This is a genomic window from Candidatus Gracilibacteria bacterium (assembly GCA_041658685.1).
Lineage (GTDB): Bacteria > Patescibacteriota > Gracilibacteria > UBA1369 > UBA12473 > JBAZZS01.
The window spans coordinates 79,772-105,612 of the sequence record JBAZZS010000003.1; the positions used below are offsets into that span (position 1 = coordinate 79,772).

General features: G+C 46.2%; 25 protein-coding genes. 11 read left to right on the forward strand and 14 right to left on the reverse strand.

All coding sequences use genetic code 25. The features are described from left to right. Positions 1–48 precede the first annotated feature (48 nt). Positions 49–819 (forward strand): hypothetical protein, encoded by a 771-nt coding sequence (locus tag WC882_04860; GenBank protein MFA5842964.1) that lies wholly within the window; start codon positions 49–51, stop codon positions 817–819. 3 nt (positions 820–822) lie between these two features. On the opposite strand, the gene dnaK is transcribed toward WC882_04860, so the two are convergent. Continuing rightward, entirely contained in the window at positions 823–2,760 is a 1,938-nt protein-coding gene (gene dnaK / locus WC882_04865; protein MFA5842965.1) for a molecular chaperone DnaK, read from the reverse strand. 90 nt (positions 2,761–2,850) lie between these two features. Further along, the gene (locus WC882_04870) at positions 2,851–3,726 is read right to left on the reverse strand and encodes a hypothetical protein (GenBank protein MFA5842966.1); all 876 of its coding nucleotides are present in this window, start codon (positions 3,724–3,726) and stop codon (positions 2,851–2,853) included. A 171-nt stretch (positions 3,727–3,897) separates the two neighbouring features. Here WC882_04870 and WC882_04875 point away from each other — a divergent pair, with 171 nt between their 5' ends. Continuing rightward, positions 3,898–4,152: a hypothetical protein gene (locus WC882_04875; GenBank protein ID MFA5842967.1), complete on the forward strand. Its 255-nt coding sequence runs from the start codon at positions 3,898–3,900 to the stop codon at positions 4,150–4,152. Between the two features lie 277 nt (positions 4,153–4,429). Here the strand turns inward: WC882_04875 and WC882_04880 are convergent, their stop codons facing one another. From WC882_04880 to gap (WC882_04900), 5 genes are all read right to left on the reverse strand, one after another. Then, a complete protein-coding gene (locus tag WC882_04880) occupies positions 4,430–5,038 on the reverse strand; it encodes a nucleotide exchange factor GrpE (protein ID MFA5842968.1) in 609 nt (202 codons plus the stop codon). After that, positions 5,031–5,759, reverse strand: coding sequence for a hypothetical protein (locus tag WC882_04885; GenBank protein ID MFA5842969.1), 729 nt, complete (start codon positions 5,757–5,759; stop codon positions 5,031–5,033). The genes WC882_04880 and WC882_04885 overlap by 8 nt, the downstream gene beginning before the upstream one ends. A 38-nt stretch (positions 5,760–5,797) precedes the next feature. Beyond that, entirely contained in the window at positions 5,798–6,577 is a 780-nt protein-coding gene (locus WC882_04890; protein ID MFA5842970.1) for a hypothetical protein, read from the reverse strand. A 62-nt stretch (positions 6,578–6,639) separates the two neighbouring features. Further along, on the reverse strand, positions 6,640–7,326 hold the full coding sequence (locus WC882_04895; GenBank protein MFA5842971.1) for a hypothetical protein: 687 nt from the start codon (positions 7,324–7,326) through the stop codon (positions 6,640–6,642). Positions 7,327–7,415: 89 nt separating this feature from the next. Then, positions 7,416–8,417: a type I glyceraldehyde-3-phosphate dehydrogenase gene (gene gap / locus WC882_04900; GenBank protein MFA5842972.1), complete on the reverse strand. Its 1,002-nt coding sequence runs from the start codon at positions 8,415–8,417 to the stop codon at positions 7,416–7,418. Between the two features lie 199 nt (positions 8,418–8,616). Between gap (WC882_04900) and WC882_04905 the strand changes: the two genes are divergently transcribed. Next, positions 8,617–9,324 (forward strand): L-threonylcarbamoyladenylate synthase, encoded by a 708-nt coding sequence (locus WC882_04905; protein ID MFA5842973.1) that lies wholly within the window; start codon positions 8,617–8,619, stop codon positions 9,322–9,324. A gap of 40 nt (positions 9,325–9,364) precedes the next feature. Here the strand turns inward: WC882_04905 and WC882_04910 are convergent, their stop codons facing one another. Together WC882_04910 and WC882_04915 are read right to left on the reverse strand one after the other, a co-directional pair. After that, a complete protein-coding gene (locus WC882_04910; protein ID MFA5842974.1) occupies positions 9,365–9,853 on the reverse strand; it encodes a small multi-drug export protein in 489 nt (162 codons plus the stop codon). A gap of 9 nt (positions 9,854–9,862) precedes the next feature. Beyond that, entirely contained in the window at positions 9,863–10,558 is a 696-nt protein-coding gene (locus WC882_04915) for a hypothetical protein (protein MFA5842975.1), read from the reverse strand. 253 nt (positions 10,559–10,811) lie between these two features. Between WC882_04915 and rsmH the strand changes: the two genes are divergently transcribed. Further along, entirely contained in the window at positions 10,812–11,747 is a 936-nt protein-coding gene (gene rsmH / locus WC882_04920; GenBank protein MFA5842976.1) for a 16S rRNA (cytosine(1402)-N(4))-methyltransferase RsmH, read from the forward strand. Between the two features lie 18 nt (positions 11,748–11,765). Further along, entirely contained in the window at positions 11,766–12,137 is a 372-nt protein-coding gene (locus WC882_04925) for a hypothetical protein (GenBank protein ID MFA5842977.1), read from the forward strand. Positions 12,138–12,566: 429 nt separating this feature from the next. Here WC882_04925 and WC882_04930 read toward each other — a convergent pair whose 3' ends face one another. After that, entirely contained in the window at positions 12,567–12,962 is a 396-nt protein-coding gene (locus tag WC882_04930) for a hypothetical protein (GenBank protein ID MFA5842978.1), read from the reverse strand. A 116-nt stretch (positions 12,963–13,078) separates the two neighbouring features. Then, positions 13,079–14,074 (reverse strand): class I fructose-bisphosphate aldolase, encoded by a 996-nt coding sequence (locus tag WC882_04935; protein MFA5842979.1) that lies wholly within the window; start codon positions 14,072–14,074, stop codon positions 13,079–13,081. Between the two features lie 118 nt (positions 14,075–14,192). Here WC882_04935 and gap (WC882_04940) point away from each other — a divergent pair, with 118 nt between their 5' ends. From gap (WC882_04940) to WC882_04955, 4 genes are all read left to right on the forward strand, one after another. Continuing rightward, positions 14,193–15,194, forward strand: coding sequence for a type I glyceraldehyde-3-phosphate dehydrogenase (gene gap / locus WC882_04940; GenBank protein ID MFA5842980.1), 1,002 nt, complete (start codon positions 14,193–14,195; stop codon positions 15,192–15,194). 9 nt (positions 15,195–15,203) lie between these two features. Continuing rightward, a complete protein-coding gene (locus tag WC882_04945; GenBank protein ID MFA5842981.1) occupies positions 15,204–16,106 on the forward strand; it encodes a class 1 fructose-bisphosphatase in 903 nt (300 codons plus the stop codon). 156 nt (positions 16,107–16,262) lie between these two features. Beyond that, a complete protein-coding gene (locus tag WC882_04950) occupies positions 16,263–16,925 on the forward strand; it encodes a sigma-70 family RNA polymerase sigma factor (GenBank protein MFA5842982.1) in 663 nt (220 codons plus the stop codon). A 28-nt stretch (positions 16,926–16,953) separates the two neighbouring features. Next, positions 16,954–19,002, forward strand: a complete 2,049-nt coding sequence (locus WC882_04955) for a DUF5667 domain-containing protein (protein MFA5842983.1) — start codon at positions 16,954–16,956, stop codon at positions 19,000–19,002. Here WC882_04955 and mraY read toward each other — a convergent pair. Genes mraY through WC882_04970 form a run of 3 tightly spaced genes read right to left on the reverse strand, consistent with a single transcriptional unit; the run spans position 18,999 to position 23,303 of the window. Continuing rightward, a complete protein-coding gene (mraY, locus tag WC882_04960; protein ID MFA5842984.1) occupies positions 18,999–21,032 on the reverse strand; it encodes a phospho-N-acetylmuramoyl-pentapeptide-transferase in 2,034 nt (677 codons plus the stop codon). The two genes, WC882_04955 and mraY, sit on opposite strands and share 4 nt — an antisense overlap. A gap of 23 nt (positions 21,033–21,055) precedes the next feature. Further along, positions 21,056–21,751, reverse strand: a complete 696-nt coding sequence (locus WC882_04965; protein ID MFA5842985.1) for a pseudouridine synthase — start codon at positions 21,749–21,751, stop codon at positions 21,056–21,058. Continuing rightward, a complete protein-coding gene (locus tag WC882_04970) occupies positions 21,738–23,303 on the reverse strand; it encodes an LCP family protein (protein MFA5842986.1) in 1,566 nt (521 codons plus the stop codon). The genes WC882_04965 and WC882_04970 overlap by 14 nt, the downstream gene beginning before the upstream one ends. A 112-nt stretch (positions 23,304–23,415) precedes the next feature. Here WC882_04970 and WC882_04975 point away from each other — a divergent pair, with 112 nt between their 5' ends. Both WC882_04975 and WC882_04980 read left to right on the forward strand, forming a co-directional pair. Then, complete coding sequence (locus WC882_04975) at positions 23,416–24,837, forward strand: ComEC/Rec2 family competence protein (protein MFA5842987.1); 1,422 nt, start codon at positions 23,416–23,418, stop codon at positions 24,835–24,837. Between the two features lie 151 nt (positions 24,838–24,988). Continuing rightward, positions 24,989–25,819: a Fic family protein gene (locus WC882_04980; GenBank protein ID MFA5842988.1), complete on the forward strand. Its 831-nt coding sequence runs from the start codon at positions 24,989–24,991 to the stop codon at positions 25,817–25,819. Positions 25,820–25,841: the final 22 nt, after the last annotated feature.

Genomic DNA, 25,841 nt, shown 5'->3' on the forward strand with positions numbered 1-25,841 from the left:
TTGCGAGGATCCGATAGAGTAGGCCCTCGGTTATTTTTAACGAAAAATATGGGTGGAACAGAGGGGCGACATGACGGCGAGAATGAAGATGGGCAAGTTGTTCTTATGCCTGAAGTAGGGACTCCTGCGCCTGCCAGAATCATTTGTGGACCTTGTGATTTTTCTCGGGAAGAATGGGATTCATTAATCCCGGCAGAACAAGGAATTGTCGGAATGATTTGTCCTTCCTTGTTAAAAGGGAAGCAACTTGGGGTGCTTCGCATGAGTGGAAATAAATTACGTTTTTTAGAAGAAGTTCGTTACGCGTTTTTTACTGCCCTTCAATCTAAAAAAGAGATTTTAAAAATGTATGCGGAAGGGATAAGAGAAGCTTTGATTGCGGCGATTGAATGTATAGCGGATGAAGATTTGAGCTCAGAAGAAATTGAATTGTTTCGTAAGTGTCAAAAAATTGAAGCGGATGAAGAGGTAGGAATTGTCGTAGAACAATTGCGCCGTAAAATTAGGGAATTTGTAACGGGTATACGCAATCAAGTTTTCGTTGGGAACCAATGTTTTGCATCAGATTTAGTTTCTTATCCTGGGCTTCGTGGAGAATTGGTTTATATTCGTAAACTTAATATTATTCCATGTATTGATGAGGATGAGGGAGATATACTCCCTGTCTCTTGGGAAAGATTAAAGCAAATGGGGTATGTTAGAGTCGATGAAGATGGGAATGTTTTGGTTACTAAAAAAGGGCAACAGGTTTATTTGCCTGAAATGGATGAGTGAAGGTTCATTTTGAATGTGTGGTTCGACAAGCTCACCACGACATAAGTATTATTTTTTTTCTTTCTTATCCTCTTCTTCCACCACTTCCGCATCGACCACGTTGTCATCCTTTTTTTCGTTTTTGCCTTCGTCTTTTTCATTCATGTCTTTGACGTTCACGTTGTTTTCGGGTTCGGATTTGCCGGTGTTTTGATACATGGCAGCTCCGACTTTTTGGATTTCGGTGTTAAGGGCGTCGCTTGCGGCTTGGATTTCTTCGGGAGTGGCGTCTTTTTTAGCCAAAAGATCTTTGACCACTTTGATTTTTTCTTCCACGGGTTTTTTGATGGCGTCCGGGACTTTTTCACCTGCGTCTTTGAGCGTGCGTTCGGCTTGGGTGGCGAGAATTTCCGCGTGATTGCGGGTTTCTATGCTTTCTTTTTTCTTCTTGTCTTCTTCGGCGTAAATTTCCGCTTCTTTTTTCATTTTTTGAATTTCTTCTTCCTTGAGACCGCTGGATCCGGTGATCACGATGTTTTGCGTTTTGTTCGTGGCTTTGTCCATGGCTTTGACATTGAGAATTCCGTTGGCGTCGATGTCAAAAGAGACTTCCACTTGCGGGATGCCACGGGGCGCGGGCGGGATTCCGTCGAGGACGAATTTTCCAAGAGATTTGTTGTCATTGGCCATGGGGCGTTCGCCTTGAACTACGTGAATTTCCACTGAGGTTTGACTGTCGGAGGCGGTGGAGAAAACTTGAGATTTTGAGGTTGGGATCGTGGAATTGCGTTCGATCAACGGAGTGGCGACTCCGCCTAAGGTTTCAATCCCGAGCGTGAGGGGAGTGACGTCGAGAAGGAGCACGTCTTTGACTTCGCCTTTCAAAACTCCACCTTGAATCGCAGCGCCCAAGGCCACGACTTCATCCGGGTTGATGCCACGATGGGGTTCTCGTCCAAAAATGCGTTTCACTTTTTCTTGAACTGCGGGCATGCGGGTCATGCCTCCGACTAAAATGATTTCATTGAGGTCGCTGTTGAAAATTTTGGCGTCTTCCATGGCTTTTGAACACGGGCCTTCGCAACGGTCGATCATGTGGGCCACGAGATCTTCCAGTTTGGCGCGACTCATTTTGATGTTGAAGTGTTTGGGGCCGTTGGCATCTGCGGTGATGAACGGGAGATTGACGTCGGTTTCATGCGTTGAGGAAAGTTCGATTTTGGCTTTTTCCGCAGCTTCTTTGAGGCGTTGAAGCGCCATTTTGTCTTTTTTGAGATCGATTCCGGATTCTTTTTTGAATTCTTCCACGAGCCATTCCAGGATAACTTCGTCAAAATCATCGCCGCCGAGTTGGGTGTCTCCGTTGGTGGACAAGACTTCAAATACTCCATCGCCGAGGTCAAGAATGGAGACATCAAAGGTGCCTCCTCCAAGATCGAAGACCGCGACTTTTTTGTCTCCGCCTTTTTTGTCCAGACCGTAGGCCAAGGCTGCGGCCGTGGGTTCGTTGATGATGCGTTTGACGTCGAGGCCTGCAACGCGTCCCGCGTCTTTTGTGGCTTGACGTTGAGAGTCGTTGAAGTAAGCCGGGACCGTGATCACGGCTTCGGTTACGGTTTCTCCGAGGTATTTTTCCGCGTCGGCCTTGAGTTTTTGCAACACCATGGCAGAAATTTCCGCAGGTCGGTGTTGCTTTCCGTTCACGACGATTTCCGCTTCGCCTTTGTCTCCTTTGACGACTTTGAAGGGCATGCGTTTGGCCGTGTCTTCGATTTCCTCATATTGGCGTCCAATGAATCGTTTGGCGGAGAAAATCGTGTTTTCCGCGTTGGTTACGGCTTGGCGTTTGGCCGTGACTCCCACGAGGCGTTCGTTGTCTTTATAAGCGACAATCGAGGGCGTGGTGCGTTGCCCTTCGATGTTGGAAATGACAGTGGGTTCACCTCCTTCCATGATGGCTACGCAAGAGTTGGTGGTTCCGAGATCGATTCCAATGATTTTTCCCATGGTTTTTTAGTTTAAATGTATTAAAAATGTTAGCACTTACTATTATAGAGTGCTAACTTGGGGAGGTCAAGGGGGAAAAAATTGAAATTACTATCTTTGTTTTGCTAAAAGGCCGGTACTTGTATTTCTGATTGGATTATCGCCAGTGGGTTCTTTGCTTGCCTGTTCACGGATCCTTATTAGAAGTGGAGGGAATGATTGATCGGTGGGTTTTTGTTCAAAAACAGGACTGCCCCAGAGGGTGGGAGGAGGGATTATTCCGTTTTCTCCGGGAAGAGATACGGCGACCCATTTTTGTCTTTTTGATGGTATGCCTTCCATCATATGTGCGATTTGGGTTAATATTACCCTTCTTGTATTTCGTGGTATTTCCTTAAATGTACTTTCCGTTAATTCGGGAGCGAGCCAGGTGGGGGTGTTGGGTTGTTGTGGGTTGCGATAGTCAATGCCTAAGACTCCCATTTTTAGAAGCGGATTGGTTCTTATAACGGCTTTACTGGATGCGCTTAATCGTTGGTTCCAAATTGTAGCTTTCCATGCGGTTAATCTTGCGACATGAGGGGAATTAGAGAGAGTTAAATCCCAAGTAGGATTTTGTTCCCAGTTGCGAAATTCTTGGACGCCTTGGATGGAGGGGTCGTTCAAAGAAAGAATTATGTTGAGGTCGCTTAATAAACCCGAGAGATCTGTAATAAGACGGATGTAATCAGGCGAAATCCCATACTGATTGATTAGGCTTGTTATTGTTTCAGTCAGTTTGTTTGCTAGTTTTAGAGCGTCACTGTTTAGCTTAGCTCCTCCAGTATTCTTAGGATTAGGATCTAATTTCCGAATTAAGGCTGGGATGCTTTCTGTGTCCGAGAGGCTAATCCCACGTAAAAAATCTCTTGTTTCTGTTATTAGTTCTTGAGCTTTTTCTTTAGGGGTTTTTTCAGCTGGAGCTGAGGGTGGGGCTTTTTGTGCCATTTTTTAATATTTAATAAGGTTGCTAAAATAGCATTCTTATGCGAAAAAGCAAGGTTTTTTTGTGGGAATGTTTGGTGTGATTTAATTTTAGGTCGAGCGGGAAAATAGTTTGCGTTTGTTTTAAATTTGGTATATAATTTATATATAAATTTGTTAATAAATTTATTACTTATGCTCAGCCAACAAGTGGTCTCGATTACGGATTTGCGCAAGAAAACCAAAGAGTGTTTTGAGAATTTGGAGCAAACTCCCAAGTTTATTTTTATCAATAATAAAATTGTGGCCGTGCTTTTGGCTGTGAATGAATACGAGTCGTTGATTCGGCCGGATTTGATGGAGTTGCCAATCGCTCAAGTGATCCCGGCGATGAAGAAAAGGGCTCAAAAGGCCAAAAAATTGTCTCGAAACGATTTGATTGACCTCTAATTCATGCCTAAGATTCATCATATTTTTGAGAAAAAATCGGTGTATCCTTATCTTTTGAAGCGAGGGCTTTTAGAGCAATATAAAAAAGCGAAACGGTATTTACTTGAAGGGCGTTTATTGAGCGTTCGATTTAAGGAAAGAAATCCCAAGGGGAGTGGGATTTGGTATTTTCGAATTAATAAACAGTTTCGGGCGCTGGCGGTTTTTAATAAAGAGGGGGATTTGATTGTGTTCGAGGTGGATAACCATTCATGAAAATACGGGGGAGCGCACTTCGCTACGCTTCGTGCGTGCCGTCTCCTACTTTTACTCGTGCCGGGCGGATGGTTTGGCCTTTAAAGGTGTAGCCTTTTTCAAAGCATTCGAGGATTGCGTCTTTTTGGCCCGGGCCTTGCGTCACGACTTCGTGGAAATTGGGATTGAACGGGGAGCCGATGAGAGTTGGGATTTCCTCGAGGCCGAGATTATTTAAGGTGGAGATCAATTGTTTTTCGATGGCGTACAAGCCTTTGACCCATTCGTTGGTTTGGACGTCTTCGGGGATGTGTTGGAAGGCGCGTTGAAGGTTGTCGATTACTGGGAAAATGCCTTGTAAAAAGTGGGTGTTGGCAAACAAAATCAGGCTTCCGCGTTCTTCTTCGTTACGGCGTTTGAAGTTTTGCAAATCCGCGGTGGCGCGCTTGGCGATTTCCGTCATCTCGTTGACCCTTTGTTGGGCGTTGGCCAGGGCGAGTTGAAGGGATTCCAAATCTTGCGGTGGGAGGGGCGCTTGTTGAGTGGAAGCCGTGGAGCTGGCGTTTTGATCCGTGATTGGAGCGGTTGGATTTTGTGAAGCTGGCGTTGTGTTTTGCGCAGCGGCAGAGGAATCGGATTTGGGTTTAGTCATTGGAATTTATGGTGTTTAAGACTTCAGTAAGAGCGGCGAGATTGTAGGCGTACGGCATGCGCATGGGGCCGAGGAGTCCAAGAAATCCTTCGTAATCATCGAATTGATATTTTCCAACAATGAGACTGCAACTTTCGATTTGCGGGAGTAAATTTTCTTCGCCGATAAAAATTTTGGGCTCCGGCGTGAGGTCGAGGGAATTGAGAGTTTTCAGGAAACAAGTTCCTTCTTCCAGGGCTTCGACCACTTGGCTGGCCGCGAGTGGGTGTTCGAGAAATTCGGGTTGTTTCAACATATTGGAAACCCCGAGATAAAAGGTGCGTTGATTCTCCGGGATGCTGGCAAATGCGATGTTGGGAATGGCTTGAGCGAGGAGTGAAACCGCATCGTAAACTCGTTCTTTGGCTTTGAGCGCGTGGCGTTGTTTTTGGATTTTTTCGAGATTGGTGCGCGCGAGACGTTCGGCTTTTTCGTAATCCGCAAGTTTGTCGATGTAGAGGCGATATCCCTTGGTGGTGGGAATGCGGCCTGCGGACGTGTGAGGTTGGAAAATAAATCCTTCGTCCTCGAGAAAAGCCATGTCATTGCGAATCGTGGCCGGGCTTACGGATAGTTGGTATTTCACCAAAATCGTCTTGGAGCCCACGGGTTCCGCGGTTTGAATGAAGTGCTGAATGATGGAAGCGAGAATTTTTTCTTTGCGAGGGTCGATGGGAAGCATGAGGGTATTATAGAGGGCCGAAGAGGGAAAGAAAAGTGCTAAACATAAGATTGTTCACCTGGAGCAATGCCTAAGATACGGTCAATGAGCTCTGCGGGATTTTGATGAGTCTCTAGAAATTTTTGAAAGCAATTTTCGTCTGGGCTGGGGTGTTCCTGGCATAGGGGGAGGTTTTTTCCTAGGGTTAAAAATGATTTCGGGATTGATGTATTGGAATCGCTTGATTCTATAGTCATTTTTGCGCTGATTTCTTTCATTATTTTTTCGATTTTTTCCGGTGCTAAATGTCGGTTTAATGCAGGGTGGAGTTGGGTTGTTTCCTCTTCTGGGCATTCTTCAATCCATTGAGAGGCGAGTGTTGAGAGAAATTTTTGACGCAATTTCGGGGTGATGTTTTCTCCGGTCATTATGTTTAGAAATAAAGCATAAGATCTAAGATTGATATAATTCCCTCGTGCTCTTTCTTCCCTTGTGTCGCAAGGGAGTTCTGTCTCATGTAAACTTAAAATTCCTATAATTCCCATGCGCGTTCCGTCTTTTTTATAGGTAGGTTCTAAGTCTAACTTTTGGATAAATTCCACTTCAAAGGCTGGGCTATCTATAATTTCCCATTCGATGTCAGTCCAAGGGGGAGTTATGTCTTGAAATAAATAAGCGCTTATTTGATCGGCAGAAATAGAAGTTGCAAGGCCTTTTTTCTTAATGAGCTCAGCAAGAATTCGGCCTCTTCTGTCGCAGACTTTTTTAAATATTTCTTCCGACTGTTGTTCATTTGATTCTTCCTCGGATTGTGATGAATCATTCTTTAAAGAATTCATGATTAATATCTTAGTAATATTTTTTCTTTTGCCGCTATGGCTACATTGATTTCATCATCTGGTTATTTATGTTTTAAAATTGCTCCGATATGCTTGTTCCCGGGGAGTGGTTCCCATTCTTTTTCCGTACTCCATCCTTCGATCCTTTCTAAAATTGTACGGACATAAGTAGAAACTTGTGGAATCGCGGTCTCCGAGCAAGGTTCAACCACATATAATAAACGATTTTTTTTCCCTAGAGCTTTCAGTACATGACTTAATCGAGTCTCGCGTGTAATGCCTGAGGCGGTTTTTTGGAGATCTGTGGGGTCGAGTAAGTGATGGCTTCTCGGTACAGCTAAACCGGTAGATATCATTGTCACTTGCTCAGTAGAAGGTAAAGCGTCGCTTGAAGTCTCAGCCCCTAAAGTCAATAAAATTTGATTTATTCGATTTTCTATTTCAAAAAACTCAATAAGTTTTCTCAACATTTCTTGATCTGGTGAGAAATTATTAACAGCGGTTAATTTACTAATATGATCGGTTAGGACCAGTGGAGCTACTCGAAGACTGGTTCCTGAAAAAAGGTCAAGGACTTCACTGCCTTGAGGTATATTTTCTGCAAGCCATGTGGTTACACGGGGGCCCTTTTTTCTTTGTTTAGCTGCTTCTGAAGTTATTCCAACCCGTGGATCTGCATGGGAAACAGCAATGGTTTGGGCTTTTACTCGATCTGAATATTCTCGGTAAGCCTCTTTTAATGAACGCATAATTTTTAATTTAAAAGGAGAGGCATAATAAAATATAAAACAAAAATTGTCAATACTCCTTGGAGGTTTTTTGAATTTTATTGGATTTTTTATCCCATCATGTATCCCACCAAATCCACGACACGGTTGGAGTAGCCCCATTCGTTGTCGTACCAGGCCAGGACTTTGACGAGGTTGTCGCCCATGACCATGGTTGAGAGTCCGTCTACAATGGAGGAATGCGGATCGCCTTTGTAATCAATGGAGACGAGTGGTTTTTCACTGAATTTGAGAATGTTTTTCATCGGACCTTCCGCGGCTTTTTTAAGAGCAGCGTTGATCTCTTCGACGGTCGCGGGTTTGCTCACTTCCACCACAAGATCCACGATGGAAACTGTGGGGGTTGGCACGCGAATCGCGAGTCCGTGGAGTTTTCCTTTGAGTTCCGGAATCACGAGGCTGATGGCTTTGGCTGCACCGGTGGTGGTGGGGATCATGGAGAGGTTGGCGGCTCGGGCGCGGCGCAGGTCCTCGTGCGGGAGGTCGAGAATGCGCTGATCGTTGGTGTACGCGTGAATCGTGGTCATGAGACCTTTTACAATGCCCCAGTTGTCTTGAAGCACTTTGGCGACTGGAGCGAGACAGTTGGTGGTGCAGGAGGCGTTGGAAATGATGTGGTGTTTGGTTGCGTCGTAATCTTTTTCATTCACTCCCATGACTACGGTGAGGTCCATTTCTTTTCCCGGAGCGCTGACAATCACTTTTTTGGCGCCGGCATCGATGTGTTTTTGGGCGCCTGCGCGATCGGTGAAAAATCCCGTGCATTCGAGCACCACGTCGACTTTTTCTTTGGCCCAGGGGAGTTTGGAGGGATCTCTTTCCGAGAGCATGAGGATTTTTTGGCCATCCACGGTCATTTCGTTTTCACCTGTGACTTGGATGTCGGCTTTGAATTCTCCATATAAGGAATCATATTGAAGTAAATGCGCGAGGGTGGCGTTGTCGCCGAGGTCATTGATGGCCACGATATCGAACATTTTTTTGAGGGCATTGGCGCGGAACACATTGCGCCCGATTCGACCGAATCCGTTGATGGCAACGCGAGGAAGCATGGGAAGAAATTTTAAATTATAAATTTTAGATTGAGAATGCGGGGAGATCATTCCTTGACAGTGAAATGGCTTAAATAAGCCATTATTTTATGTGAAAAGTGTGCCCGGGCACACTTTTAGTATGTCCAAGACGTAGGATATACGCGGAGAGGATGAAGGGTCAATGGCGTGTGGGGATTTTTTTTGTTAAATTAAAGCCATGGATCAAGCTTTTATTCAACATGTGGTTCAAGTTCTACGCCAAGGCGGAGTGGTGGCTCACCCGACTGATACCTGTTATGGGTTGGCCGCGGATATTTTTAATGAAAAAGCACTACGCCATTTATATGAAATGAAAGGCATGGCGTCGGAGAAGCCCGTGAGTATTTTGGTTCGATCCTTGGAGGAGGCGAAACGGTTTGGAGAATTTTCTCTGTTGGCAATACGATTGGCGGAACGATTTTGGCCCGGGCCGCTGACGTTGGTGGTGCCGCGAACGCCAGAGTTGCCTTTGTTTTTAAATCCTGAAGTGAGTGAAGTGGGGATTCGATTCATTGATGAGCCGATTTCGAAAGCGATGTTGGCGGCATTTGGTGGCCCGGTTACGACGACAAGCGCAAACGCGCATGGGAAGCCGAGTCCTTATGGTGTGGAGGAGATTTCCGTGGAAGCGGATGCGATTTTGGATGGAGGCGGGTTGAATCGTGCCCAAAAACCCTCGACCTTGATTCGGGTGGTTGGGGATAAGGCGGAAATTTTACGAGAGGGGAGTCGGGTGGAGGAGTATAAGAAGGCGATTCAGGAATTGGAGAGATGAAAAAGAGGGTGTAAGGGGGGGGGGCGCACTTCGCTAACGCTTCGTGCGTGTTGTAATTTAATAGGTTTGCACGCCGTACCGGTACGGCGAAGTCAGGTTGAAAATCCGTAATTCTCGAGTTTCTCAAGCAAAAATGTCAAGGCGTTGATTTTTATGCTTTGATCCATTCAATTAATTCCGTTACGGAGTGTACCCCGAAAATCACCAGAGCTCCGGAACACAAAATTCCAATGGATAAGAGAATCAAGGCGTTCCAATAACGAACCCCAAATAAAAAGGCGATCAGGGAGCCCAGCCATGCGCCGGCCATAGGCAAGGGGAGTGCAACGATTCCGATTAAAAACAGGGAACCGAATTCTTTGAATTTTTTGGAATGTTCGTGCCGCGTTTTTTGGAAAAGACGTGTGAGGGTGGTGTTCCACCAAGGGTATCGTGCCATGAGAAATTGGCTTACCGGGTCTAAAAATCGCAAGACCAAGGATACGGCTAGAATATTTCCCAGGGCGGCCAAGAGAAAAGCTTCCCATAAATTCATATGAAATAATCCTAGGGCCATAGAGAGTGCTCCCCTTACTTCAAAAATGGGAAGCGCTCCCATTCCGATGGTCGTCAAAACTTGAAGAATTTTTTCCGTGAGCATTTGTGGAGTTTATTTTTTGAGAAATTTTGGATTTTTCCGAACTCCAATCAGAGCGAGCAGAGCGAAGAGGAGAGCAAAGTGACAATAAACGGATGGGAATATAACTCTTAGTGAGGGCAAAACGACAATAAAAATGAAGGCAGGGAGAAGGGAAAGGAGAACCGCAAGAAGGGTATAGAGATAAATGTTATGCCATGCTTTTTCATGTTTTTGATTCAATGCCAAAAGAAGAAGAATGGAACTGATGGCGATGTAGCCAAAGTAGTACCACCAATAAATGGTCATGAGTACGATCCCGCCTATTTCTCTATAGAAGAGGTGTTTGATAGTGACGAAAAAGGTGCCGCAACTGGCTTCGGCGATAAAATTGGGGGCCAGGAGTGCGAAAATCCCGAATACGATTGTTGGGAGATAAATTAAAAAGCTGAGCCAAAGCGGGGAGGGTTTGTTTCGCGTGATGTGAACGACAAAGTCCAAACCCAAGGCGGGAAGAAGGTGGTAAGAAAGGAATCCGATTTTGGCCCACAACATTTTTTGTTCGGTCGAGCACAGCATGAATTCCGAGAATTGGTACATGCCCAAGGCGTAAAGAAAAATCACTAAAATTTTTACCGCAGTGGTTCGTTTGGCGGTGAAGTAAATGTAGGCTCCGGTGAAGAATTCAATGGCTGCGGTGATGAAGGATACCTTAGGAGTGAAGCACATGGGCTTTAATGGATTTTTAATAAATATTTAAAGAGATTATGTAGGAATTTTTAAAGAAAGAAAAGAAGAAATTCGGGGAAGGCACTTCGCTCACCTACGGCTCGCTTCGTGCCTGGCGTATAAAATTGTTATACAATATTTGTATCTGTCCGCAAGTCGATTCTTTTGGTTTTATGCAATTCATTGTTGACATTGTTTTTGTGGGTGAGTAATTTTATGCACATAACAAGCGATCAAAAAAATTATACACAAGTTGTACACAAGTTTTGAACATCAATCCGTACTGCTTCAAGAGACCCTTGAATATTTGAAAATCGAGCCCAAGGATCAAGTGGTGGATGGCACCCTGGGTTTAGGGGGGCATGCTCTCTCCATTTTGGGTCAACTCGGTTCTGGCGGACACTATTATGGCTTTGATCTTGATGAAACGAATCTCGCTCAAGCCAAACAACGACTCAAGGAGTTCTCGTCTCACGTTACTTTCTTTCACGATAATTTTGCTCATTGTCAGGATCGGCTTAACTCGATAGGAGTGAGTTCGGTTTCAAAGATTTTATTGGATTTGGGGCTTTCTTCGCCTCATGTCGATGATTCGACTCGCGGGTTTTCCCTTCAAAAAGAGGGTCCGCTCGATATGCGATTTGATCGTTCTTCCGGTATGACTGCGGCCGAGGTTTTAAACACTTGGTCTGAAGAGGATTTGCGCCATATCTTTTATCGCTATGGCGAGGAACGGTACGCGCCCAAGGCGGCGTCTCTCATTGTAGAGAGGCGTCGAGAAAAGAAATTTGAAACCACGTCCGAGCTTCGCGCTGTGATTCATGAGATTATGACACATCCCGCGGATGAGCGGCGCATGTCCACCCGCATTTTTCAGGCCTTACGCATTGCAGTGAATGACGAACTTGAGGTCTTAGGGAAAGCCATCCCTCCTTTGCTTTCCCTCCTCAAGCCCGGTGGTCGTATGGTGGTTCTGAGTTATCACTCCTTGGAAGATCGGATCGTAAAACAGGCGTTCAAGTACGCGGTTCAAACCTGCCATTGTCCGCCTCAAGTGCTTCAATGCACCTGTCCTCGTGATCCTTCCTTTCGTCTCCTCACAAAAAAGCCGATTGTTCCCACAGATTTAGAAATTCAATCCAATCCTCGCAGTCGCAGTGCCAAGCTTCGCGCTATAGAGCGCTTGTAAATTTCCCTTCTCCTCCCCATGTCTCATCTTATTCTCACTCACGAACAGAATCCTGATTTTACGCCCTCGTCGCATCGGTCGACCGCCACTGCCTTTAAGATTCAGATGGGGCCAATGACTGCTGTGATTTTGATGTTTATTTTGATTGCGTTTATGGGGTTGATTTCATTGACGCATCTAAATTCGATGTCTACGAAAGGTTATGTTTATAGCAAACTTGAGGATGATTACAACCGGTTGGTGGAAGATGGAGAGATCAATGAAATGCTGATTTTGCAGGCACGTTCGATTCAAAATATTCAAAATAGTCCTTATGTTGCAGGGATGGTGAAGCCGGATCGTATCGCGTATGTGGAAAGTCTCACCGGGGTTGCGAATGTAGAGCAGTAGTTGAAGAATTCGAGATAAGGTTTTAAGTCAGTTATTCCTGGGTTAGGAATAAGCCAGTCAAGATTCCCCACATGGGTCCGTAGGGAGTCTTGATTTATCTTGGGAAGAGAAAATGCGGGGGAGCGCACTTCGCTGCGCTTCGTGCGTGGGGTCCGGGGGGGATTTTTGAATAAGTGGACAGAAGGAAATGCTGGAAAAATGCAGGCTTCCTTCGCTTCGCTACGGAAGTGGGGTCCGTAGGGAGTCTTGATTTATCTTGGGAAGAGAAAATGCGGGGGAGCGCACTTCGCTGCGCTTCGTGCGTGGTGGAGAGATTTTTGAATAAGCAAAAATAGCGAGAGAAAAAATGCAGGCTTCCTCCGCTTCGCTCCGGAAGTGGGGTCCGGGGGGGGGATTTTTGATTGAGTATGAAGGGGGACGATTTTATTTTTATTGTAACATTTTTTCAGCCTCTTCTTGTTCTTGAAGCATTACTGCGGTACGAAGCTCTTCTTGCAATCCTTTTATGAATTGATCGAATTTTGTACGATAAGCTTTTACGTCTTCTAAGAGAGGTGTTTCTGTGGTGTCGGCAAAACTTCCTGAACGGTTTTTTAGTTTGTTAAATTCAACTTTTAATTCTCTCCAGGTTGTATCTATTTGGTCTTTTTTATTTTGTGAGATTTTGGGTTGAGCATATATAGATTGAAATAAAGTCCCGAATTCGGGTGAATTTATATAGGTTTTAATCTCTGTTACTAATTCTTGAGCGGTGGGCTCCTTTTTTTCTTCTGGAGTTTTTTTTGCTGAAGGTGGTTCTGGAGGTTGATTTTCAAGTTTTCCCATATTTATTTTTGTTGAAATGTTAATGTTCTTATTATTATAACAAAAAATAAGGAAAATTTCTAGGTTAACTTGTTTGAATTTTTTCGTGATTTTCAGTTGGGATGGGCATGGGGGACTTAAAGGCCCATCCTTGCTTTCGAATTGGCGGTGAGGCGTTCGGTGAAGATTTCGCGGGCTTTGGGAAGGTTTTCGGGTTTGCCGGCCCAGGCTGCAAGAGGCGGGCCTTGGAGAGCGCGAGCGTAGGAGAAGGTGAGTTGCCAGGGAGCGTTGAGTTTTTTGCCGACTTGATTGATGGCTCGTAAGTTTTCTGTGGCTTGTTCCGCGGTTTGGCCTCCGGAAAGGAATACGATTCCCGGGACTTCTGCGGGTACGGTTTTTTTGAGGCAGCGAATGGTGGCTTCGGCGATTTGTTCCGGGGAAGATTGAGCCGGGCATTTGTTGCCCGGGATCACCATAGAAGATTTGAGAATAAGGCCCTTGAGATCGACGTGGTATTCGCGAAGCGCATCGAAACAGATTTCTAGGGTGCGGGTTGTGACTTCTTCGGCGCGTTGAATGTCGTGGTCGCCGTCGAGCATCACTTCGGGCTCGATCATGGGAACGATATTGGCGGCCTGGCAGAATCCGGCGTACAAGGCCATTACCATTGCATTGGCTTTGATGCAGGCTTCAGTGGGGAGGTTGGGGCCGATGGTGATGACACTGCGCCATTTGGCGAACCGGGCACCCATGGCGTAATACTCTTTCAATCGAGTGTCGAGAGCGTCGAGGCCCACGCTGATTTTTTCTCCGAGAAATCCGGGCATGTCCTTGAGCCCCATATCGACTTTGATTCCGGGAAGGACACCGATGGACTCAAGGTGTTTTGTAAAAAGAGTGCCGTCGGACATGGTTTGGCGGATGGTTTCATCGTACAAGATTACACCACTGAGTGCGTTTTCAATGCTTTGAGTGCCGAGAAAAAGCTCGCGGTATTGGCAACGATTTTCAGGAGTGGATTCCATTTGGATCGAGGCGAGGCGTTTGGTTGCCGTGGCATTGCTTTCGTCTGCGGCTAAGATGCCTTTGTTTGGGGCCACCATTTTTTGAGCAATCGAGTAAAGATCCGTCATACGTCGGAGGAGTTAGAAAATAGCGGTTTGAGCATAGCAAAATGATGTAAATTGCAAAAGAGTTTCGGACACGCTATTCTTCGCGTGTAAATTTTCCTTATTCTTTAATGCTTTTTATATGATTCGAGTTGGCATCAACGGGTACGGTCGTATTGGTCGTGATTTTCATCGACAAATTTTAAAACGAGACGACATTCAAGTCGTTGCGGTGAATAGCCGTGCGGATGCGGCGTCGCATGTGCTTTTGTTAAAATACGATTCGATTTATGGAATTTTGGATGCGGACATTAAAGTGGTGGGCAATGATTTTTCCGTGAATGGAAATGTGGTGAAAGTTTTTCAGGAAGCCAAGCAGGAAAATGTGCCATGGGGATCGTTGGATGTAGATGTCGTGATTGAGGCCACGGGACGATTTACAACTCGAGAAACAACAGAACCACATCTCAAGGCCGGGGCGAAAAAAGTGTTGGTTACTGCGCCGTGTAGCGATCCTACGATTCAAACCATCGTGATGGGAGTGAATAACCACGAACATGATCCGAAAAAATACGATATTTTATCGAATGCTTCTTGCACCACGAATGCGTTGGCTCCAACCATGAAAGTGTTGGAAGAAACGTTTGGCATTGAGTCTGCGATTGTGACTACGATTCACGCGTTCACGTACACGCAAAATTTGCTCGACAATTCCAATCCGGAAGACATGCGTCGCGCGCGTGCCACCACGCAATCCGTTATTCCCACCACGACCGGGGCTATGGCTGCGATTTGGAAAGTGATTCCTTCCCTTAAAGGCAAAGTGGATGGGATGGCGTTCCGCGTGCCGGTGGCCACGGTGTCGGTGTTGGATTTGAAAGTGGATTTGAACCGCGATGTGTCGGTGGGGGAATTGAATAAAGCGTTTTTGAAGGCTGAGGAAGGAGCGTTGGCCGGGATTTTGGCCACCTCGAATGAACCGTTGGTTTCCATTGATTACAGTGGAAATACGCATTCCGCGATCGTGGACATGCTTTCCACTAAGGTGGTGTTGGGGCGAAAAGCGCAAATTATTGTTTGGTATGACAATGAATGGGGGTATGTGGCTAGGATTATTGATCTTATCAAGTGGATGGCCTCATAATTTTCTCCTATGAAACCTAAAAACCATCCGGATCTCAGTCGTGTGTTGGAGGCGATCGGCAACTCGGTCAAGGAAATTGCCACGCATATTCATACCGTGGATCTCGGCAAAGTCGGGACCGTGAATGCGTTTGGTGAGGAGCAGCTCGCGCTCGACATGCTTTCCAATAAAATCGTTCAAGATCATTTGACCCGAACCGGGCTTGTGGCGCTCATGGCGTCCGAGGAAATGGAGCAGGAGGTTCGGTTGCCGGAGGGGCGATTTTCTGTGGTTTTTGATCCGTTGGACGGGTCGTCGCTCGTGGATGTGAATTTGGCGGTGGGCACGATTTTTGGCGTGTATGAAGGGAGAGAAGTGGTGGGGCGAAAGGGACGTGAAATGATTGCCGCCGGGTTTGCGGTGTATGGGCCACGGACCACATTGGTGATTTCGCACGGGGAAGGTGTGAATGAGTATCGATTGGTGCGGGGAGCCGAGTCAGGGGTGGAATGGCAGTCGGCGCGACAGGGGATTATGGTGAAGGAAGGCAAAATGTTTGCTCCCGGGAATTTGCGTGCGGTGGCGGATCGTGCGGATTATCTCGAGTTGGTGCGATGGTGGATGGAACAGGGCTACACATTGCGTTATTCCGGGGGAATGGTGCCGGACATCAATCAGATTTTGCTCAAGGGAAAGGGAATTTTTTCGTATCCCGGATACAGTGAAGCGCCGCAGGGTAAGTTGCGTCTTTTGTTCGAGTGCGCGCCCATGGCGTACTTGCTCGAGCAGGCGGGCGGTGCGGGCTCGGATGGGACAATGCCGATTTTGGATAAAACCATTGAGTCGATTCATCAACGAACGCCGGTGTATTTGGGGTCTAAGGAGGAGGTGAAGCGGTGCGAGGAGAGGTTGGGCAGACACGGAGCATTTTAGATTCAAAGGGTTTGCTCATTGCTTGGTTTTTAAAAGTAAAATGTTTTAAATAAGCCAAAAATGGATGCAAAAACTCTGCCCGGGCAGAGTTTTTCTCTGGTGTTTTTTTGTCTTTCCATGATTTAATGGAACCCACAAAATCAGTTTATTTTTTTCATGCAAAAATCGTTTTTTTCATCCGCCATTCTAAAATTTGGGAAGAAAGAAAAAAATGCGGAGGAGCGTACTCCGCTACGCTTCGTGCGTGCCCTAAAAAGAAATAAGCCCAAGCCGGATGAAGATCGGGTGCAGCAGCTTGTGGCTTCGTGCCAAAACGGCGATGTGGAGGCGTTTGGGGTGTTGTACGATTTGTTTGTGGATTCGATTTATCGCTACGTGTATTACCGCATGGATAAGGAGGAAGTGGAGGATGTGGTGGAAAATATTTTTGTGCGGATTTGGGAAAATATCGACAAATACAAGCCCGGCGAATGTGCGTTTTCGGCGTGGCTTTTTCGCATCGCGCACAACTTGGTGGTGGATCATTATCGATTTCATCGTAAACACATTTCGCTTCGGGAACGTTTGCCCAAACATTTGAATCAATCGAGTGACGACCCGGTGGATTGGACGCAGAAAAAAATGAGCCAAAAAGTTTTACGAGAGGCGTTGATGGAATTGAAAGAACCGTATCAACAAGTTTTGGTTCTCAAATATTTGAATGGAATGAATAATCTTGAAATCGCATCTGTATTGCAGCGCAACGCAGGCAATGTGCGCATTTTGCAGTACCGTGCGCTCAAGGCGCTCAAGGATATCTTGAAAGAGCGTAACATTTAATCTTTTTGTACGTTGTACACCGTGGAATATGCTTACTAAATGGCTTCACTATCATCATCGGCTGGATCGGGTGGAAGAGATGCTCACGCGTCTCGCCTCGTTTGTGCCCGAGGTCCCGGCCGTGCAAAAAAAGCGGTTGAAAAATCGAGTGTTTTCGTGCGTGGAGAAGTCGATTGCCGAAGAGAGTTTAAATTTCGAAGATCTTGAAAATGAATTGCAGAAATTAACCTTAACCGTGGCGCCGACCGCGGCGTTTAAACTCAACACCAAACGCAATTTGTTGGATGTTTTTACATTGAGAAAACATCGCGTGTGGCTGGGGGATTTGGTGGCAAGTTTTTGGAGGCAAAGACGGCTTGCTTCGACGTTAGTGGCGTGTGTTTTGTTGCTCACGATCGGGTTTGGGTACATTGCTCAATTTCCTCAAGTGTTTGCGGCAAAGGTCAGTGGGATTCAGTCGTTCCAAGGCGAAGTGATGGTGGATCGCGGGGCTGAATCGTTGGCGGTGGAAGATGGATTTTTGGTCATGGAAGGAGATGTGGTGCGCACCGGAGGCAATGGGTGGGTGACCCTGGCTTTTGAGGATGATAGTTTGGTGACTTTAGGGCCTTCGACCATTGTGGTGTTGTCTCGAGTTTGGTCTGACCCGCAGAATGAGGCCAAAACCGCGGTTCATTTGGATTTACAACAAGGTTTGTTGTGGGCCACGGTTGTGAATTTATTGCCCGGAGAGTCTTCGTTTGTCATAAATATTGGACAGAGAGAGACCATGGCATCGTTTTCCGTGGATCGCAAAGCCATGTTTGATGTGTCGGCTTTGACTGAACAGCCTGTGACGTTGCGTGTTTTTGATCAATTGGTTGATTTTACAACTCAGGCGGGTGGCGTTTCTCGGGAAGGGACGTTGGGCCCGGATTTAATCTTGGTTTTGGCACAAGATGGGACGCTGACTACAAATCCGATTGCTGATTTGGAAGTATTGAAAACCAATGATGTTTGGGTAAAAACCAATGTTCAAAATAGTTTGGATTATGAAGCGAGTTTGCAAGATTTTTATGCCATGAGAATTCGGGAGGCTGCCGGCGCGTTGCCGGGAGAGGTTCAATATGTTGTAAAACGCAATGTTGAAAATGCTCGGGGGGTGTTTTTATTTGAAGAATCTTCGAAGCAAGATCATGTTTTTAGCCTTGCGAATCGACGTTTTTCCGAGGCGATTTTATTGAGGGAGCAAGGGGCCAACGAAGCGTCGGAGGCGGCGATTGAAGATTATGAAGTTTTGCTTACCAATGCGGCAGAACAATGGGGTTATGATTCGGTTAAACCCTTATTGGATGAGCATCGAAAAACCATTGCGAGTATGGCGTTGGGTGAAAATGTTGAGTTTTTGCAACAGGTCGTTGAGCAGACCGCAACGTTGGCGGCCGCGGGAAATTCTTCGGCGCAAAGTCAGGTTCAACTGCAGACTGCCGCGGATCGATTGGGGCTTGCGTTGGAGCTTATTCAAATCGGCGCGTATGACTTGGCAATAAAATCGTTGCAGGATTATCAAACGAATATGAATGAAGTGTTGGGGGATTTGGCGTCGTTGGATAGTGGCGCGCGGAAAGAAGTGGTTTTGCGAATTTTAGGACAAAAAGTGAGAGATCTTGAGATGCTTAAGTTGATTTCCGCGGAATTGGCGGTGCTTACAAACGGGGAAAAAGAGGCGAGCGTTGGGGTTCAGGTCGAGGTGAAGGCTGCGTACGAGGACACGTTGTATCAATTGAACACCTTGGTTTTGAATTTAAAGGAGCGAGCGGTGTTGCATTTGAGTACTTTTTTGCGCGATTCCAAAGGGGATCGTGCGGTTCAGGAAGAAATTTTGGGACGCCTCAAAAAAAGTGTGCCTCTTGATTTTGAAACCATTCAACTCATCAATGATATTGAAGAATTTTATGCGTCTTCGGATACGAATGTGATTCGGCTGAATGATACAAAAGCAAATACGTTGATTTTTCCACAAAATGAGGGAGCTTCAAATCCTTTAAATGAGGATGTGGTTCCTGTGTTTGAGGGAGTGGAAGTGAAAGGGGCCTAGATTCCCATTCCTACTAATCCAAGAATCAGCCCAAAACCCGCCACGATGGCGCCGATGATCCAAAATCGCATGGTGATTTGCGCTTCGGGCCAACCAAGACTTTCGAAATGATGATGCAGGGGGGCGATGCGGAAAACTTTTCGTTTAAAGAATTTTTTTGAAAAAAGTTGAATGATGACGGAAAGGGTTTCGATGACAAAAACGAATCCTACAAAAGGTAAAATCAATACGGAGTCCGTGAGCATAGCGATGACTCCCAAGGTCGCGCCCAAGGCCAGAGAGCCGGTGTCCCCCATGAAAAATCGCGCGGGTGGGATGTTGAACCACAAAAACGCAAGGGTGGCGCCGCAGATGACCATACAAAAGGCGGCCAAGATGAAGAGCCCTTGGGCGTAGGCGATGGCCGTGAAGGAGGCGTAGGCGATGATGGAAAGGCCTCCTGCAAGTCCGTCGAGCCCGTCGGTGATATTGACGGCATTGGCTGAGGCGATGATGATGAAAATGAACAGCGGAATGTACCACCATCCAATCACGAAATCGTTCACCCCCGGGATGTGGATTTGGTTGTAGCCGAGCTTAAAGTAGAACCAGAGCGCTCCGAGGGTCGCGAAGAGGGTGAGCCACAAAAATTTGGGTTTTACGGCAAGGCCTTTGCTTTTACCAAAACCTCGGATGTTGAGCCAATCGTCGAGCGCCCCGAGGAGCGCGACCATTAAAAGGGTAAAGATCGGGAGGTAGGTTTCTTTTCGATTGATGAGAGAGTGATCAAACCATCCCAGATAAGAAAGTAAACGTGAAAGAAGAATGACAAATAAAGAAATTCCCCAAATTAAAATTCCGCCCATGGTGGGAATACCGGTTTTCTTTTTGTGCATTGCATGAAAGAGGGTCGCGGCTTTTCCATCCGTGGCCACTTCTCGGATTTGTTTACCGACTTTCCATTTTTTGAGCAATGAAATGAATGGGCGCGCCATGATCAAGGCAAAACCAAATGAAAGGCTGAAAGAAACGAAAAGCAAAGAAAGATGGCGGACGGTGTCGGTGAAAGGGAGCATGGGGGAAGGATTAGTATGAAGTATGGGAGGATGGGATGCAGGGCGAGGGAGAGCTCACTCCGCTGTCGCTCCGTGAGTAAACGTATAGTTCGTATCGATCCATCGGAGTAAATTTTCCGTATCATTGAAACGATCCGCGCTCCCCAGCACCACGGTGAGGATTTGTTGATCGTTGTTGTAGGTGGCGAGGGTGATGAGGCATTCTCCGGCTTCGGGCGTGGTTCCGGTTTTAAGTCCACTGATTTCCACGTCATTCAGACCGATGTCTTCACTTAATAATTTATTGGTTGAAATGTATTCGTGGGTGATGCCGCTTTCGCTTTCCACTTCATATTTTTCAAGACTCACCGGTTCCATGAAAAAATCATTTTGAAGGGCGTACATACTGAGCAGCGCTAAGTCTTGAGCGGTGGAGTAATTGTCCGTGGTGTCCATTCCCACCGGGTTGGAATAATGAGTGTTTGTTAATCCCAGAAAGATCGCTTTTTGATTCATTTTTTTTATAAAATTTTCCGTCGAGCCTGCGTTGTATTCCGCCAAGGCCACGGCCGCGTCATTTCCGGAAGCAATGAGAAGTCCATACATTAAATCTTTGACCGTCATTTCTTCTCCGGCATTGAGCCATACGATGGATCCTTCGGTCCCCGCCGCATTTTCGCTGATTTGAACCACACTGTACGGGTTTTCTTCTTCGGCAATGATCAATCCGGTCATGATTTTGGTGAGGCTTGCGATCGGGCGTTGAAGGGAGCTGTTTTTTTCGTAAAGGATTTTGGCGGAATTGAGGTCTACGGCGATCACGGATTCCGCGCTTAAATTGAGCGGTTGCACGTCTTCATTTTGTTGCGGGAGAGGTTCCACTTTTAAAAGAGGGCTTGTTTGCCAATGAGGTTCGTATGTTAGTTTTGCCGCATCCATTGGGCCCGCGTGCAGTGCGGAAGCCATGAGGAAAGCGATAAAAGCCTTGAACATCATGGGGAAATTAAAAATTTTAGATTTTAAAACTCAAGGATGCGGAATTCTCCGATGGGTAAAGTCCCCAACGTGTAGGGGCCCATGGAAATTCGCTTCAAATATACCACGGGGCATCGGATGGAATCGAACATTTTTCGGATTTGGCGTTTGCGTCCTTCTTGAAGCGTTACCAGAAAAGAGTTTGGTTTTTTGAGCGCTTCGATTTTGCAGGGTTGAGTGATATAAAAACTGATTTTTTCATCCACTTCTTCTTTGATTCGGACTCCTTTTTCCAGGCGTTTGAGTTCTTCGGGAGTGGGTCGTTGTCGTACCGTGACTTCATATTTTTTTTCTCCGCCGTTTTTGGGATGCGTGAGTTGATAGGTGAGATCTCCGTCATCGGTTAAGAGTAAAAGTCCTTCCGTGTTTTTATCGAGGCGGCCGATGGAGTGGAGATGATGAAATTGTTTTGGCAAAAGGTCGTAAATGGTTTGTTCTCCTCGTGGGTCGTGACGGGTGGTGAGGACTCCCGCGGGTTTGTGAAAAAGGATCAGCGTTTTTTCATTGGGAAGACTCACGGCGTTGCCGTGGACCGTGATTTTATCTTTTTTAGGATCCAAGGTGCTGCCCAATTCGTTTACGATTTTTCCGTTCATTTTTACCGCGCCTTTTTCAATGAATTCATCCGCTTTTCTGCGTGAGCAATACCCGCTGTTGGCAATGAATTTATTGATTCTCAATTGAAGTAAATTTTAAATTTCAATAAAAATATTTTGAATTTTGCGCCATCCAATCTACATAATCTTGGCCCAGTTCAAGCACGATATCGGCTTCGGATTCCCATTCAACGGGAGAATATTCGGTCGGCACATCATTGAGTGTGAATCCGACGGGAATGAAATTTTCCATTAAAAATTTGAGACTGTCGTTGTCTATGGCTTTTTCCGGAGATTGTCCGGCAAGTAAGCCGGAAAGAGGGAGAATACGCGTGATGGGAACGGCTCGATTGGGCGCGTTTCCGTAACGCACGACATCAAATCCAAAACGAATGAGGTAATATAAGGTTTGGCTGGCCACTCCGTTTCTTGTGGTTCCGTTGAGCACTTGATACGTGGTGCCTGCGGCGTGCACTTCCGGGTGAAGGAGGACGAGATTTGCGAAGAGTTGAATGTCGGAATAATCGTTTACATAAGGCAAAAGAGAGAAGGCGTCGCCTTCTTCGCGCGGCGGGGTGTAAAGAAATCCGCCCATGGAAAGAGGATTGTCGTTGAGGCCCCATGAATACATGTGATCACGCTCGAATTTATCCGCGATTTTTGCCAAATATACAATTTCTTCCCAGGTAAGATCGCTGGTGAAATTGTCGCCAATGGCGTTGTAAAGGTTTTTGAGTTTGGTGGGACTGGTGAGAACGCCGAGACTTAGGGCTTTTTCCTTGATCGCATTGAGTACTTGTTGTTGTCGTTTTGATCTTGAGAAATCGCTTGTGGTTTCTCGGCTGCGAGCGTATTTGAGAGCGGTGTCGCCGTCGAAATGTTGGAGCCCCACGTCCACGAAAAACGTTTGATAAGCAATAGATCCATCGTCTGCGGGGTACAAAGGATCGTAAAGGGCTTCTTCAACATCGACGTCAATACCTTCGATGGCATCTACGATTTGAGTGAATCCGTCAAAATTGATGCGAGCGTAATAATGGATGGGGATATTGAGGATTTCGGAAACGGTTTGAGTGAGAATTTCATAGCCTTTTGTGTAGGCTTGCCCTTCGGTTATTGCGGGATTGTCGTACATCTCTTGTTGGGCGGTTAATTCGAGGAGGCTGTTGATGCGATTCCAGCCATACAGTGCATCGATTTCCACGTAAAGATCGCGGGGGATGGAAAGCATGGCTACCGTGCCCGAGCTTTTATCAATACTGGCCACGATGATGGTATCCGTTAAATTGGCTCCGTCGTGATTGGCGTTTCCGGTGCCGAGCAGCAGGATGTTGGTGTGTCCGTTTTCATCGGTTTCCAGGGGGTTGCTGAAGGCGGAAAAAACCAATTCTTTGAATGAAAAATCTTCGGCAAGGGTGAGGACGCGATAGGCGGCTTTGGTCACACCTATACATAGAACGAAAATGATCGCACTCCAGATGAAATGGCGCGTGATGAAACGGAGAATTTTTTTCCAAAATCCTTTTTTTTGAGGTTCGTCCGGAGAAAGAACGATTTCAGGTTTTTGAATCGGCTTTTGGGGGATTTTAGAGGGCGGTAAGCCTTTGCGAATTTTTTTGGTGGTGAATCCGTTCATGCGAAAAATTAGACTGGGGGAAATATACTCCGGAAAAGGGAGATTTTAAATGCTAAATTTTATTCATTTTTTTGTAATCTTTTTTTCATGACTCGCGTGGCAGGATGGGAGAATGGAAAATGGATTTTATCAGCATCGGACTGTGGTGATGGGAGTTTTGGGTTTTTTGACCGGGATTTGGATTGCAGCGTATGGGATTTCCTTGGGAAGTTTTTTATTCGTGGTGTTGTTGAGCGGGATGTGGTGGGGACTTAAAAGAGAGAAATTATTGGTATTATGGGCGTTGGTTTTTTTCGGAATTGGGATTTTACGTTATCAAATTGCAATGCAACGTTTTGAGCAATCTCCGTTGATGAATTTTTTGAATGAAAATGTCACGCTTGAAGGTGTGATTTTCGATTATCCCGACATTCGTAGTGATCAGGTGAAATTGACGCTGACGGTGGAGCAAATGCAAATGGACTTGGAGGGGAAACAAACCGGCACGCCGATTTTTGGCCAAGTGTTGATTTCCCTTCCGAGGTACCCGGATGATTTTACCTATGGGATGCGGATTCGCGTGAGTGGAATGTTGGAAGAGCCTCCGGAGTTTGAGGATTTTTCATATAAAAATTACTTGCGCAGGTATGGGACCGTGGCGGTTTTGTATCGGCCTTTTATTGATGTTTTGGAGTCGGCGAGTCGATGGAATATTCGATTTTGGATTGGGCAATTTAAAGCGGCGGCCGAGAATCGGTTGAATCGGTTGTTTCCCGAGCCGTATGCGAGTTTTGCGGCCGGGCTTTTGTTGGGATCGCGACGCGGGATTCCCGCAGATTTGACTGAGGATTTTATGCAATGCGGGATCACGCACATTATTGCGATTTCCGGATATAATATTACGTTGATGATTGTTTTTGCGTCCGGGCTTTTGCGATTTTTGCCGAAAAAGGCGCAAATCCTCGGGTCTATTGTGTTTATTGTGGCGTTTGTGGCTTTGGTGGGTGCGTCAGCGGCGGTGTTGCGGGCCGCGGTGATGGGAATTTTGGGACTGGTGGCGGCGTTGGGCGGACGTAAGGCGGAGGTGACCCGGCTTTTGGCCCTGACCGCGGCGGGGATGGTGCTGTGGAATCCGTTTATTTTGGTGGATGATTTGGGGTTTCGATTGTCGTTTTCCGCGACCGCGGGGTTGGTTTATATGTCCGGGTATGTGGAAAATTTTTTCAAATGGATTCGCGTGTACGATTGGATCCCGGAATTTTTTTCCATTCGCGAGGCGTTTTTGACCACGATGTCGGCACAGACGTTTTCGGTGCCTGTGATTTTGATGAGTTTTGGCCGTGTGTCATTGATCGCGCCGCTGGCCAATGTGATGGTGGCGCCGTTTATTCCGTTGGCCATGTTGTTTTCGTTTGTGGCGCTGGTGGTGTCCTGCGTTTGGCCATGGCTGGGGCTTTTGGTGGCGTATGGGGCGTGGTTTTTTCTCAAATTCATTATTTGGATTTCCGGGATTTTGGCTGCCGTGCCGTGGGCGTCGGTGGAAGTATGATTTTAACGATTTAACATTCAAAACCGTGAAAAATCATAAATTTAACACTCATTTTCACGATTTTGTTGACAAAAACGTGAAAAAGGACTATCATGGGGCTATGACAAAGGTATCCAATGTTTATAGCAAAATTAGGATTTTGAGGGAGCGTTACTACATGTCTTCCACGGGTAAGCAGGATCTTTTAGTTTTACTCAATGAAACCGAAGTGGCGGAGCAAGTTTACAACTCCAATGCCATTGAAAACAGCACGTTGTCCCTTGATGAAACGGAGAAGATTCTTTTGCAAATCGACCTCGATCGATACATTTCCGAGCGGGAAATTTTTGAAGCGAAAAATTTGGCACGCGTGGTTTCTTACATTGATCAGAAGGCCAAAGAACAGGAGCTCACGCTCGATGGGATTTTGTTGTTGCACAAAATGTTGCTTTCCAATATTCGCGATGAGGTGGCGGGACGATTTAGGAATGAAAAGGAGTGGGTGAAAGTGGGAAATCACATCGCCGTGAACCCGAAAGAGGTGGTCCCGCGCCTGGAGAAAATGCTTGCGACGTATTATGCGAGCAGTCATGAAAATATCATCAAGCGCATGGCGTTGTTGCATCTCACGTTTGAAAATATTCATCCTTTTGTGGATGGCAATGGCCGCATCGGGCGAGTGATCAACAATTATTTGCTCATTCGCGAGGGATTTGTGTCCATGAATATTAAGTTTATGGATCGAAAAATGTATTACGAGGCGTTCAAGGAATTTGATAAAAAAGGCACCACTGCATTGATGGAAGAGATTGTAGGAAAAGCCATCACCAACAGTTATCACAAGCGGTTGGCTTATCTCGAGGGCGCAACGATCCTGACGTTGGCGGATTATGCGAAGCAATTTAAAATTTCACATCCCAATTTGATCAATAAGGCCCATCGCCAGACCATTGAAGCGTTTTTGGAAAAAGGGGTTTGGAAGATTGGGGTTCAATCGGATAAAAAATAATCATTTTTTCACTTTATCGCTC